The following is a 12,743-nucleotide window of genomic DNA, read 5'->3' on the forward strand; positions in this document are numbered from 1 at the left end:
CACGCCCCCTCCGTCGTCCCCACGCCCCGGCCATCGGCTGTCGGGCGCGGGGACCGGGGGCGGGGACGACGGGCGGGGCGGGTCGGCGTCAGGCCGGAGGCTCCCACGGTGGGATCGGTACGGCCCTGAAGTTCTCGCCGCCGTCCATCGACTCGTAGAAGATCTCGACCGTCAGGTGCTCACTGACGAGCGTCCAGAACCACGCGTGCTCAACCTGGTCGAAGTCGTCGAGAAACAGCAGGTGGCACGGAGGCTGGCCGCCTCACCAGGGCGGGTGGCCGGGTAGTAGCTCGCGACCTGCTGCCAACCGCGAGCATGACCTAGCGAAATCCGTTCTGCGGGACTCGTTCAATCGCGACAGGCGGAGCGGAGTCCAGCTCGATTGTGTCCCCTTCGCCTTCGGTGGTCCCTTCGGCGCTGGGGCGATCGAGGGGAAGCACGATCAGCAAGGTGTGTGGCCGCGGGAGCCGACCGGTGTCCATGGGCGGGTCGTAGTGCCCGACATCGATGACGCGCACCAGTGTCTCTGGGATTCCGACGAGGCATGTGTCGTCCGGCTTCAGGGTCCGTGGGTCCTGTTCCGTTCGGAAGAGTGACCACTCCCAGCCGTCGGGTTCGACAGGCAGGGCGAACCGGCCGTTCCAGCCATACTGCGAGTCAGGATCGACTCCTCCCCACGGCCACTCGATCGCCACATAAAACCGCGATACCTCAGTAACCCGTGCCAGGGCCGGCGCACACGACACCCGGAGTATGTCGCCCACTTGATAGTCCGGGTTGCTGCCCTGCGTCACTTGCTGCCCCTCACCTGTGGTGACCGGCATCGAAGGTTACCGGCGGAGCTGCGTTTCCAACCGGCGGTAGAGCGCGGCGGGGCGGTGGCGACTGCCGTGCGCCACTACTTCATGCACCTTCGGTGTCCAGCCGCTCCGCTGACTGGAGCAGGTACTTGGGCAGTTTTGAGCCGGCCGCCAACACCTCGATGCCGATGAGGCGGCCCAGCTCGTCGAAGTCGAGGTTGATCATGCCGTCGACGTCCACCGGATCGCAGGGATACGTGTGGGCGGAGTACACGTGGACCTGTGGATCGGTGAAGTACACGTACGCTGCATTCGCGGTCTTGTCGTAGGTGACCCTGACGTCTGCCACGGTGAACTGGCTCCCTCGTTGTCGTTGACGGCGGCACTGTTTTTCGTCCGTGTCGGTACTTCGCCGACCTCATGCGGACGCGGCGAGCTGCAAGACCAGGACAGCCTTGACGATGTCCGTGATGCGGGTGGTGCTGCAAGGGAGTTTGCGTAGGTGGCGCCAGGACTTGAGGGTGGCGCTGGCCTGTTCGCCGACGGCGCGGATCTTGGCGTGTGAGGAGTTCACCGCGCGCTTTCCAGCCGGGAGCGTGCTCCAGAGGCCCCGGCAGGGCGGGTGAGGCCCAGGGCAGGCGTCCCAAGGGAGCAGCGATGACCTGGACGTTCATGCCGTGGCGCTTGTCCTTGCCGGAGTAGTGGGGGCGGTCGGCGGCGATACGGTCGATCGACAGCTGGGTGCCGTCCAGGATGACGAATGCCGCAGCAGGGGCCAGATTGCTGGGGCGCGTCTGGACGATCGCGGGCGGCGGCACTGGCAGCCGGAAACAGGGCCAGTGGACCCCGTGTGGACCACGCCCTCCGAGCAGTGCCCGCGCCCGGTACGCTGTACCCGCTCCGTCCCTGGTGGGCCGGGGCGTAGGTGGGTTGCCCGAGCGGCCTAAGGGAACGGTCTTGAAAACCGTCGTGGCGCGAGTCACCGTGGGTTCAAATCCCACACCCACCGCAGGTGAACGGCCCCTGACCAGCTAGATCGGTCGGGGGCCTTCGGCTTGGTCGGTGTCCGAGGGCTCCCGCTGTTCCCTGTGGTTTCCCGGTCTACCGGGCACGCAAGGGGCACGGCAACTGTTGTTCCTGGTGGAGGTCGCTCCCGGGTTCCCGCGAGCGTCATCCTCGTCGAGCCGAACGCCCGGACACGGGCGAGAACATCCGCTTCTCCCGTGCCTTGCTCGAAGAGCGGCGCACCCCCGTGTCATCCGGCCTGCTCGTCAGCAAGGAGGTGAAGACACGGCTTCTGGACGGCTTCGAGGACCTTTGCATGGCGAGCTCAGCCCCGCCTAGTCGGAGATTGACGCGCCGGTGATCGCGCAGTTCCGCGGTGAGTACGGAACCAAGAGAATGTCGGTCCAGCGGTTTTCCACGATTCGACTCGGCTCGACGACCCCTCTGCACACCTCACGGCATTCCCAGCGGCGAGTCTGCGGACGTGATCGCTGCCCTGTAACGGTGGTGGTCCGGCGCGCCGTCGATCCCGCTCAGTTTGCGAGGGGGGTCCAGCCGTCGCGCGCGTACCAGTAGGAGGGCAGGCCCTTGGTGCCGCTGGTGCGGAACGGGCTGCCGTGGTCGTCGATGCGCTCGGTGCCGGTACGGCCCTGCGAGGACCAGTCGAGCTCCAGATACCAGCGGCAGTCGCAGTCGACGGTCCGGGCGTCGATCATCAGCACCTCGGGATCCTTCGAGGACACCTGGTAGGGCATGCGTATCGCCGCGGAGTTCGTGCCGTCCTCAACGCCCTGGACCGAGCGGGCGATCGGCCGGTCCATGTCCAGATCCACGGCGAACGAGCGAGGGTCGAGGTCGGCGCCGCAGCCCTGGCCCGTGAAATAGACGGTGCCCTTCACCGGGGCGGCCCGTCCCACGACGCGGACCCGCAGCGCATCCAGGACGACGGCCGTGTCCGTCCGCCCCTGCACGGAGACGTCCACGAGTGTCTGGCCGCCGTGTACCGCGCCCTGTGTACGCGCCCACGGGGTGGCGTCCTGCGGGGCCGGGGGAGGCGGCACCTGCTGGGGTGCCTTGTCGATGATGTAGTTGTGATTGCAACCGGACGCCCAGAGCTGGGAGTTCACGGTCCAGGTGAGGGGCGGGACGGCGGCATCGGGCTTGGCGGAGGGGCTCTTGGACGGGCTCTTGGACGCGTCCATGGACGGGCTCGACGAGTGGTCGTCCGCGTCGGGTGCCTTCGGCGAGGGCGTGCCCGATGGCCGGCCGCGCTTGGAGGAGGTGGGGGCGGACAGTGGCGGGGAGCCGTGCCGTGCGCCCACGTTCGTCGTGCCGGCCGCCTGGTCGTCGCTGGTGGCCGAGGAGTGCCCGGACGACAGGGCGGACAGGCCGCCCAGGGTGGCGATCAGCGCGGTCACGAGAGCCGCGGTGACCGCGACGCGGTGTCTGTACCAGGGCTTTCGCGATACGGGGCGCGACGCCGCGTCGTGCTCGCGCGCCGAGCCGGGGAGGCTTTCCGCGGAGGTCTTCCGGGGGCCGGGCAAGGGGCCGGGCGCGGCTTCGGGCACGGAGCCGGCGGCAGTCGCGGCAGTCGTGGGCACGGAGCCGGCGGCAGTCGCGGCAGTCGTGGGCACGGAGCCGGCGGCAGTCGCGGCAGTCGTGGAGACGGAGTCGGCGGCCACCTCGGCCTCGAGTTCAGCCGCGCCATCGGTCATGGGGCCCTCGCTGCCTGCCGAGCGGGCTCCGGCGACTCCCGGTACGGACCCGGCCGCCGTCCGGGACCGTTGTCGTGCCGCCACTGCCAGGACCCACCGCCGGTGCAGCTCGATCCGTTCGGCCGGACTGGCCTTGCACATCGCGGCGAACCGTTCCAGGGGTGCGAAGCCGAGCGGCACGGCGTCCCCCGCGCAGTACCGGTGCAGCGTCGAGGCGTTCATGTTCAGGCGCCGCGCGAGTGCCGCGTAGCTGTGGTCCGTGCGGGACTTCAGACGCCGTAGAAGCGCCGCGAACTCCTCCACATCGTCCTGGTCCGACACCGGTTCTCCCCTGCCTCGCATCCCAGGACGGTATCCCAGGCACCCCTCATAAGGAGAGCTCAGATGGCCTGGGACGGTTCCACCGTTGCGGGTGGGTCGCCGTCCGTTGTGGCCGGACCGAGGGGCCGCCGATGCTCTTGGTGTCGCCGGAGCCGCCTCCACGCCACAGGGTCGAGAGGCCGCCCCGTACACAGCGACGCACTTCCGGACCCATCGAAATCGGGGAAGCACACTGATGAACAGCAACACGACCACCCGCAAGCACGGCCGCCGCACCGCCCTGATCGCGGGCCTCGTCGCCGCAGTGGTCCTGCCGCTGGGGCTTACCGCGACGGCTCAGGCGACCACGGGAGGGACTACGGCGAGCGCCGTCGCGCAGCGGACGATCAGCGGCAAGTCGTCGGACGACGTGACCCATGTCGCGGACTTCTACGGCGCCTACATCGACGCCCAGCTCGAAGCGGACAACGGCAGGCTGACCACCGAACTCCGCGAGTTCTACGTCCGGGCCGACTACCTGCGTGAGCTGGCGAAGTGGGAGGACCGCAACGGAATGGACGGCATCCTGCACGCTCAGAACGTCCCGGGGAAGTGGACGGTCAAGGGCACCGGCACCGCCGGCCAGGTCGACGTCACCCTCACCTGGGGGCAGGGGGCCACCACCAAGCTCGTCGTCAAGCTGGACCGCAACCACAAGATCACCCGCATCGGCACCCCGCGCGCCGGCGGCAAGTGACCGCATCCGTCCTCCGGAGCCGGGCACGCACACCGCATGCCGGCCCTGTGCGGCGGGGCTACGAGATGCGGTCTGTGGGAGGGGCGCTGATTCTGGTGGGGATGGCGCAAACAGCGGAAGGAGCCGCCATGTCTGTGATGGACAAGCTCAAGCAGATGCTGAAGGGCCATGAGGACCAGGCCGGGCAGGGCGTCGACAAGGCCGGCGACCTCGTCGACGACAGGACGCAGGGGAAGTACAGCGGCCAGGTCGACTCCGCGCAGGAGAGGCTCAGGCAGCAGCTGGGCTCGGAGCAGACAGGGCAGAGGGAGACCGGCCGCGAGGACCCGCCCCGGTAGGGGTGCCGTGGTGACGCCGCGGCCCGCGAGGGCCGTCAGTCCCAACTCGTCCACGCGAGAGGCGGCCGCCGCGGCCGCCTCTCGCGTCGCGGTTCGGGTAGGGCACGAGATCGGGTTCCGAGGCGTGACGCGTACTCGTCCGCGTTGCCCTCCGCTACTGACCCACGATGGCTCCACGACTGACCCAATGCCTGGCCCACTACTGGCCCCTGACTGACCCACGACCGGCCAACAGGCCCACCACCGATCCGCCAAGCCCGGTCCACGTCCGGCCCGGCACCAACCGGCCAAGCCGGTCCACGACCAGCTCCGACGACTGATGACTGATGACTCACGACCGGCGACGGGCGACCGACGTCCGGAAACGCGGGCGCCGGTCGTTCGTCCGGTGGGCCGGAGTCTCGCGCTCACATCCCCCGCCCCGACATCCGTGCCGCCGAGGCCACCGTCGACCGGGCCTCCCGTTCCGTGAGGCCCGTGTGTACGGCCGCCTCGACCAGCGCGTTCGTGAGGTCGGGGTCGAGGCCGTTCTCGTACGCGCGGCAAGCGGCCCAGAAGAGGCGGGTGTTGCGTTGGCCCTCCTGGGCGGTCAGGACGAAGTGGATCAGCCCGTGGCCGTGTCCGGGGCCGTGGCCGCCGGCCGAGCCGGAGGGGTTCGTGCGCGCCGGTGGCAGCAGGAGGCGGAGCAGAGCCGGTGGGCAGGGGGCCGGGGGGAGGTGGGAGGTGCCAGGGGCCGTGCCGTAGACACCGTGGTCGGTGCGGGAGCCGGGGCCGACGAGGTAGCCGCCGGCGCCGCGGATGTCGATGCCGGGGGCCAGCCGGCTCGCGGAGTTGGGGACGACGACGTCGGGCGGGCCGGTGAGCCAGAGGTGGCGTCCGCCGCTGGGGGTCAGCACGACGACCGTCTCGGGGATCGTGAAGAGGTGGCGCAGGGCCAGTTCGCGGAGGGCCGCCGAGGAGTCCGTACCGGATTTCGTGTCGAGGTCGACGCCGATCAGATGGTGGGGGCGCAGGCCGCAGGCGATGCCGTAACCGGTGGCCCAGGGGGCGGCGGAGAAGAGTTCGCGGACGCGGCGGGGGTCGGTGGAGGCGTCGTGGACGCCATGGCCGAAGCGGCCGCACTCGCCGTGACAGGGGCGGGGCGCGGGGTCGTCCCGGTGGGGGGAGCGCAAGGCCGGGAGTTTCGAACGGGAGAGGGGGATCACCGCCAGTCCGCGTTCGGCGGCGGAGAGGGCGTGTGCCAGGGCCAGGGTGCCGGCCTGCCGGTCTGTGGTGGCCATACCTCCATGTTCGTACGGGTGTTCGATAAAGGGAAGGGGGTCCGGGGTGTCCTTTCGGTCGTCGAGGGTCTGTTCGCGGGTTGGCCGGAAAGCCGCCGGAACGCTTCGCCCCTTGTCCCGCTTGATCTTGCTGTCGTTCGCCGGGCTCATCCCTGCTGAGCTGGGAGTTCCTTGATCGAAGGGGGTTTATCGACTTGTCATCACACTTCGGAGGGAATGGGAGCTTCCGGGGTGGTTCGCCGGGGATTCGGTGGGCAGCTCTTGGATCGCGACCTCGAAGGCCGGCATCGAGGCGGTCGGCCAACCGCCTCGGGACAGCCCGTACCTGTGCGAAAGCCCTGGAGGGAATGCGCATGGCAAGCATCCGTACCGCCCGCGTTCTCGCCGCAGTCTCGGCGCTCCCGCTCGCCGCCGCCCTCTTCGCAGGCGTCGCCACGGCCGACAACGGCTCCTTCGCGGACGACGGATCGAACGCCCGGCGTGGCGAACATCGTCGGCAGCGGTGTCGGCCACGACAACAAGGGCAACTCGTCGACCTCGCAGCAGCAGGCGAACGGCTCGGGTGCCTCGAACCAGAACAACACCGCCCAGGTCAACGGCTCCGGCCTCACGGCCATCGATCAGAAGCACGCCGTCGTCAGCTTCACCGACCTCTGGTGAGCCGATCGAGGGCGGGCCGGGGGGCGAGGGCGGGCGGATGAGGTCGCCACGGCCCTGAGGCCTCGGGGTCCGACCCTCGGGTGCAGGACGCGTGGGACATGTCTGTGGGGTGTGACACGCCTGTGCGGCGCTGCTTCGGCACCGCCGCACAGGCGTTTCCGGTGATCTCGTGAGTGTTCGCACGAGGTGCCTCGGCGACCTTGACAGTTCCGGCGCCAGTTCCTTCAATCTGACGGACAGTCAGAAAACTTCGGAGGGGGAACGGTGGCGGTGACCGAGGACCTGTCCGTACGGCTCAAGGCCTACGAAGGGCGCGCGGCCGTCATCGGCGGCCGTGGCAAGGATCCCGTCAACTCGCCCATGATCCGGCACTGGTGCGAGGCCATGGGGGACACCAACCCCGCGTACACCGGACCGGACGCCATCGCTCCGCCCACCATGCTCCAGGTGTGGACGATGGGCGGGCTGAGCGGGCACGAGACCCGCTCGGCGCCGTACGGCGAACTCCTCGCGCTGCTCGACGGCGCCGGGTACACCTCCGTCGTCGCCACCGACTGCGAGCAGGAGTATCTGCGGGCGCTGCGGCCGGGGGACGAGATCGTGTTCGACTCGGTCATCGAGTCGGTGTCGGAGCGGAAGACCACCAGGCTCGGCACGGGGTACTTCGTCACGACCCGTATGGATGTGCGAGTCGGCGAGGGAGGCGACGAACTCGTCGGCACCCATCGCTTCCGAATCCTCAAGTACGCGCCGGCCAACGCCCCCGGCGAACGCGCCCAGGCCGACGATCAGGGCGAGCGCGGGCCCCGGCTCCGGGAGCAACAGCCCCAGGAAGTACAGGAGCGACAGCCCCAAGAAGCGCAGAAACAACAGCCCCAGGAAGTAAAGGCCCAGGAAGAAAAGCCCCGGCGCCCCCGCCCCGTCGTCAACCGCGACAACGCCGGTTTCTGGGAAGGCGTCCAGCGCCACCGCCTCCTCATCCAACGCTGTTCCGACTGCGCCACGCTTCGTCTCCCCTGGCTTCCGGGCTGCAACGCGTGCGGTTCGCCCGAGTGGGACACGGTCGAGGCGAGCGGCGACGGCACGGTCCACTCGTACGTCGTCATGCACCACCCGCCCTTCCCGGCCTTCGATCCGCCGTACGCCGTGGGGCTGATCGAGCTGGCGGAAGGGGTGCGGATCGTCAGCAACGTCATCGGGGTGCCGTACGACAAGGTGCGGATCGGGATGTCCGTTCGGCTCGAATTCGCGCGTTACGACGAGGAGTTGGAGTTGCCGGTGTTCCGCGTGGAAGAGGAGGCGACGCGCGTATGAGGACCGAGGCCGGTGACGTGCTGCAGCCGTTGGAGATCGAGATCACCCGCACGCTCGTCGTCGCGGGGGCGATCGCCTCGCGCGACTTCCAGGACGTGCACCACGATCCGGAGCTGGCGCGGCGGCGCGGGTCACCGGACGTCTTCATGAACATCCTGACGACGAACGGGCTGGTGGGGCGGTATGTCACCGACCACTTCGGCTCGGCCGCCGTCCTCCGCAAGGTGTCCGTCCGGCTCGGCGCGCCCAACTACCCCGGCGACACGCTGGTGTTGACCGGCACGGTCGAGACGACCGACGGCCACACGGCCACGGTCAGGGTCATCGGCGAGAACGCCATCGGCAGACACGTCACCGGAACGGTCACGCTCACGCTTCCGGAGACGGAGACGGAGATGCAGCCGGAGCCGGAGCCGGAGCCGGAGCCGGAGTCGGAGCCGCAGAGGCAGACACAGCCGGAGCCGGAGAGCCAGGCGGACCCGGACGCGGACGGTCCCTCCTCGCCTTCCGTCGGGGGCGCGGTCGGGAGCGCCCCCGCCCTCACGACAAGGGATGTCGAATGAGCGTACGAACCAAGGATCGGCTCGGCGGTCGTGCCGCGATCGTCGGGATCGGCGCGACCGACTTCTCCAAGGATTCGGGGCGCAGTGAGCTGCGGCTGGCCGTGGAGGCGGTGCGGGCGGCGCTGGACGACGCGGGGCTGGCGCCGGCGGACGTGGACGGGATGGTGACGTTCACGATGGACACGAGCCCGGAGATCACGGTCGCGCAGGCGGCCGGCATCGGCGAGCTGTCCTTCTTCTCCCGCGTCCACTACGGCGGCGGCGCCGCGTGCGCGACCGTGCAGCAGGCGGCGCTCGCGGTCGCGACGGGCGTGGCGGAGGTCGTGGTCTGTTACCGGGCCTTCAACGAACGCTCGGGACGGCGGTTCGGGTCGGGCGTACGGCATCGGGAGCCGTCGGCGGAGGGCGTGGCGCTGGGCTGGACGCTGCCGTTCGGGCTGCTCACGCCCGCCTCGTGGGTGGCGATGGCGGCGCAGCGCTACCTGCACGCGTACGGGCTGACCCCCGAGGCGTTCGGGCACGTGGCCGTGGTCGACCGGAAGTACGCGGCGACGAACCCGGCGGCGTACTTCCACGGCCGTCCCATCACCCTCGACGACCACGCGGCCTCGCGCTGGATCGTCGAACCGTTGCGGTTGCTGGACTGCTGCCAGGAGACGGACGGAGGCCAGGCGCTCGTCGTGACCTCGCTGGAGCGCGCGCGGGATCTGCCGAAGCCGCCCGCCGTGGTCGTGGCGGCCGCCCAGGGCGCGGGCCGGGCACAGCAGCAGATGACCGGCTTCTACGAGGGTGATCTCACCGGGCTGCCGGAGATGGGCGTCGTCGCCCGGCAGCTGCGGCGGACCTCCGGGCTCGGCCCGGACGACATCGACGTGGGCATCCTGTACGACCACTTCACGCCGTTCGTGCTGATGCAGCTGGAGGAGTTCGGGTTCTGCGGGCCGGGGGAGGCGGCGGACTTCGTGGCCGAGGAGCGGCTGCCGCTCAACACCCATGGCGGCCAGCTCGGCGAGGCGTATCTGCACGGGATGAACGGCATCGCGGAGGCGGTACGGCAGCTGCGGGGCACCTCCGTGAACCAGGTACCCGGCGCCGAGCGGGTGCTGGTCACCGCGGGTACCGGGGTGCCGACCTCGGGGTTGGTGCTGGGGACGGACGGGTGAGCGGTCCGGGTGTGGCGGCTGAAGGGGGGTTTCGGGCACCCCGGGGTCCGGAGCCGTACAACCTGGGCAGGTCCTTCTCAGAGGTCGTTCTCTCAGGGGTGCACCCTCAGTACCTGGGGGCTGTTCATCCACCTTCAGTAGGTGGGGTCTGCCCTACTCCTACAACCTGAGGGGGATTCGTCTTCGGGACCTGCGGCCGATTTGCCGGGCGGGGCCCGCTCCTAGCGTGGACCCATGACCACACCCGTCTGCACCAGCGCTGCGAAGGCCGCTGCACCAGTGACGCGGGCCCTGTCGGCCTCGGCCCGATCGACCCCCGTCCGATCGACCCCGGTCCGATCGGCCCCGGCCCGTTCGACCCCGGTCCGATCGGCCCCGGCCCGTTCGACCCCGGTCCGATCGGCCCCGGCCCGTTCGGCCTCGACCCGGCCGGCCCTGTCGGGGCTGACGAACCTGTCGTACCCGTCGTTCTCGGCGTACGTGAAGGCCCGCCAGCCGGTGTTGCTGCGGACCGCCCGGTCACTCACCGCGAACCCGTGCGACGCCGAAGACCTGCTGCAGACCGCGCTGGCCAAGACGTATGTCGCCTGGGAACGCATCGAGGACCACCGGGCCCTCGACGGCTATGTACGCCGGGCGCTGCTCAACACCCGCACGTCCCAGTGGCGCAAGCGCAAGGTGGACGAGTTCGCGTGCGAAGAACTGCCGGAGCCCGAGGGGGTCCAGGCCGCCGACCCGGCCGAGCAGCAGTCGCTGCACGACGCGATGTGGCGCGCGATCATGAAGTTGCCGGCGCGGCAGCGGGCCATGGTCGTCCTCAGGTACTACGAGGACCTGAGCGAGGTCCAGACGGCCGAGGTCCTCAACGTCTCGGTCGGCACGGTGAAGTCGGCGGTGTCGCGCGCGCTGGGCAAGCTGCGCGAGGACCCCGAACTGGAACCCGTGCGCTGAGTCGTTCGTTGGCCTGTCAGGTGGTTCCCGCCTGCTCGGAATCTGACCCGGACCCGGACTGGGGACGGCTCGGACTCGGACTCCGCGGGCGACTCTGTCTGATCGATCATCTTGTCCCCTAGTGACATACCGATCGGTATGCGAGCAGAATCGGCGCGACCGTTACCACCGCGTAGGCAGAGCCGCCCCGGGAGGACGCCGTGCTGAGCACCATGCAGGACGTACCGCTGTTGATCTCCAGGATCCTGACCCACGGATCGAGCATCCACGGGACGTCGCAGGTGATCACCTGGACCGGCGAGAGTGAGCCCGAACGCCGCTCCTACGCCGAGATCGGCGTCCGCGCCGCGCAGCTGGCCCACGCCCTGCGCGAGGACCTGGGAGTCGACGGCGACGAACGGGTCGCGACTCTCATGTGGAACAACTCGGAACACGTGGAGGCGTACTTCGCGATCCCCTCCATGGGCGCCGTCCTCCACACCCTCAACCTGCGCCTGCCCCCCGAGCAGCTCGCCTGGATCGTCAACCACGCCGCCGACCGCGTGATCATCGCCAACGGCTCGCTGCTGCCCCTCCTCGCGCCGCTCCTCCCGCACCTCAAGCCGGTGGAGCACGTCGTCGTCGCCGGGCCCGGCGACCGGTCGCTGCTCGCCGGAGCCAGTGTCCAGGTGCACGAGTACGAGGACCTGATCGCCGGCAAGCCGACCACATACGACTGGCCCGAGCTGGACGAACGCGCCGCCGCGGCCATGTGTTACACCTCAGGCACCACCGGCGACCCCAAGGGCGTCGTCTACTCCCACCGTTCGATCTACCTGCACTCCATGCAGGTCAACATGGCCCAGTCCATGGGCCTGACGGACGTGGACCTCTCGCTCGTCGTCGTCCCGCAGTTCCACGTCAACGCCTGGGGCCTGCCGCACGCGACCTTCATGACCGGCGTCAACATGCTGATGCCGGACCGGTTCCTGCAGCCCGGCCCGCTCGCCGAGATGATCGAGACGCTGAAGCCGACGCACGCCGCCGCCGTCCCCACCATCTGGCAGGGCCTGCTCACGGAGCTGTCCGCCCGTCCTCGTGAGGTCGCCTCGCTCACCCAGGTCACCATCGGCGGCTCGGCCTGTCCGCCCTCCCTCATGGAGGCCTTCGACAAGCTCGGCATGCGCGTCTGCCACGCCTGGGGCATGACGGAGACCTCCCCGCTCGGCACGATCGCCCGGCCGCCGGCCGGTGTGGAGGCCGGTTCGGAGGAGGAGCTCGCCTACCGCCTCACCCAGGGCCGCTTCCCCGCCTCCGTCGAGGCCCGCCTCTCCGGCCCCGGCGGCGAGCGCCTCCCCTGGGACGGCGAGTCCGCCGGTGAGCTGGAGGTCCGCGGCCCCTGGATCGCGGGCGCGTACTACGGCGGTTCAGGCGCCGAACACGTCCGCCCCGACGACAAGTTCAGCGAGGACGGCTGGCTGAAGACGGGCGACGTCGGCACCATCAGCCCCGACGGCTTCCTCACCCTCACCGACCGTGCCAAGGACGTCATCAAGTCCGGCGGCGAGTGGATCTCCTCCGTCGAGCTGGAGAACGCCCTCATGGCCCACCCGGACGTCGCCGAGGCCGCCGTCGTCGCCGTACCGGACGAGAAGTGGGGCGAACGCCCCCTCGCCACCGTCGTGTTGAAGGAGGGCTCCACCACCGACTTCACCGCCCTCCGCTCCTTCCTCGCCGACGAGGGCCACATCGCCAAGTGGCAGCTCCCCGAGCGCTGGACGATCATCGAGTCGGTGCCGAAGACGAGCGTGGGCAAGTTCGACAAGAAGGTGCTGCGGAGGCAGTACGCGGAGGGCGCGTTGGACGTGACGCAGATCTAGGAAGCGTCGTAGTCAGGTGAGGGTGGGGCGGTGTTTCA

At 69.9% G+C, this 12,743-nt stretch carries 10 protein-coding genes, 1 tRNA gene and 4 pseudogenes; 10 read left to right on the top strand and 5 right to left on the bottom strand.

Translation table 11 applies throughout. The features are described 5' to 3' along the window. Nucleotides 1–320: 320 nt before the first annotated feature. From OG622_RS25370 to OG622_RS25380, 3 genes and pseudogenes are all read right to left on the bottom strand, one after another. Entirely contained in the window at nt 321–824 is a 504-nt protein-coding gene (locus OG622_RS25370) for a hypothetical protein (protein WP_371578929.1), read from the bottom strand. Nucleotides 825–903: 79 nt separating this feature from the next. Further along, nucleotides 904–1,149 (bottom strand): DUF2283 domain-containing protein, encoded by a 246-nt coding sequence (locus OG622_RS25375; protein WP_371578930.1) that lies wholly within the window; start codon nt 1,147–1,149, stop codon nt 904–906. 69 nt (nt 1,150–1,218) lie between these two features. After that, nucleotides 1,219–1,576: pseudogene (locus OG622_RS25380) on the bottom strand (IS5/IS1182 family transposase); the annotation flags it as partial. A gap of 148 nt (nt 1,577–1,724) precedes the next feature. Here OG622_RS25380 and OG622_RS25385 point away from each other — a divergent pair. Both OG622_RS25385 and OG622_RS25390 read left to right on the top strand, forming a co-directional pair. After that, nucleotides 1,725–1,809: transfer RNA gene (locus OG622_RS25385), tRNA-Ser, on the top strand. Between the two features lie 148 nt (nt 1,810–1,957). Beyond that, a pseudogene (locus OG622_RS25390) lies at nt 1,958–2,094 on the top strand (YdcF family protein); the annotation flags it as partial. A gap of 244 nt (nt 2,095–2,338) precedes the next feature. On the opposite strand, the gene OG622_RS25395 reads toward OG622_RS25390, so the two are convergent. Continuing rightward, complete coding sequence (locus OG622_RS25395) at nt 2,339–3,862, bottom strand: helix-turn-helix domain-containing protein (protein WP_371578931.1); 1,524 nt, start codon at nt 3,860–3,862, stop codon at nt 2,339–2,341. 214 nt (nt 3,863–4,076) lie between these two features. On the opposite strand from OG622_RS25395, the gene OG622_RS25400 reads away from it, so the two are divergent. Then, complete coding sequence (locus tag OG622_RS25400; protein WP_371578932.1) at nt 4,077–4,577, top strand: hypothetical protein; 501 nt, start codon at nt 4,077–4,079, stop codon at nt 4,575–4,577. 128 nt (nt 4,578–4,705) lie between these two features. Further along, nucleotides 4,706–4,915, top strand: coding sequence for an antitoxin (locus OG622_RS25405; RefSeq protein ID WP_371578933.1), 210 nt, complete (start codon nt 4,706–4,708; stop codon nt 4,913–4,915). 407 nt (nt 4,916–5,322) lie between these two features. Here OG622_RS25405 and OG622_RS25410 read toward each other — a convergent pair whose 3' ends face one another. Then, nucleotides 5,323–6,195 carry a bifunctional DNA primase/polymerase gene (locus tag OG622_RS25410; RefSeq protein ID WP_371578934.1) on the bottom strand — a complete coding sequence of 291 codons (873 nt, stop codon included), beginning with the start codon at nt 6,193–6,195 and terminating at the stop codon, nt 5,323–5,325. Nucleotides 6,196–6,548: 353 nt separating this feature from the next. Here OG622_RS25410 and OG622_RS25415 point away from each other — a divergent pair. The 6 genes and pseudogenes from OG622_RS25415 to OG622_RS25440 all read left to right on the top strand — a co-directional run bounded on the left by OG622_RS25415 (nt 6,549) and on the right by OG622_RS25440 (nt 12,705). After that, nucleotides 6,549–6,855: pseudogene (locus OG622_RS25415) on the top strand (hypothetical protein). A gap of 264 nt (nt 6,856–7,119) precedes the next feature. After that, nucleotides 7,120–8,169, top strand: a complete 1,050-nt coding sequence (locus tag OG622_RS25420; RefSeq protein WP_371578935.1) for an OB-fold domain-containing protein — start codon at nt 7,120–7,122, stop codon at nt 8,167–8,169. Next, nucleotides 8,166–8,558, top strand: a pseudogene (locus OG622_RS25425) (MaoC/PaaZ C-terminal domain-containing protein); the annotation flags it as partial. The gene OG622_RS25420 and the pseudogene OG622_RS25425, both read left to right, overlap by 4 nt. A 170-nt stretch (nt 8,559–8,728) precedes the next feature. Then, on the top strand, nt 8,729–9,895 hold the full coding sequence (locus tag OG622_RS25430; RefSeq protein WP_371578936.1) for a lipid-transfer protein: 1,167 nt from the start codon (nt 8,729–8,731) through the stop codon (nt 9,893–9,895). A gap of 435 nt (nt 9,896–10,330) precedes the next feature. Further along, nucleotides 10,331–10,846, top strand: a complete 516-nt coding sequence (locus OG622_RS25435; protein WP_371584212.1) for a SigE family RNA polymerase sigma factor — start codon at nt 10,331–10,333, stop codon at nt 10,844–10,846. Nucleotides 10,847–11,046: 200 nt separating this feature from the next. Beyond that, entirely contained in the window at nt 11,047–12,705 is a 1,659-nt protein-coding gene (locus OG622_RS25440; RefSeq protein WP_371578937.1) for a long-chain fatty acid--CoA ligase, read from the top strand. The last annotated feature ends 38 nt before the right edge of the window (nt 12,706–12,743 follow it).

Origin of the sequence: Streptomyces sp. NBC_01314 (assembly GCF_041435215.1) — a bacterium.
Lineage (GTDB): Bacteria > Actinomycetota > Actinomycetes > Streptomycetales > Streptomycetaceae > Streptomyces.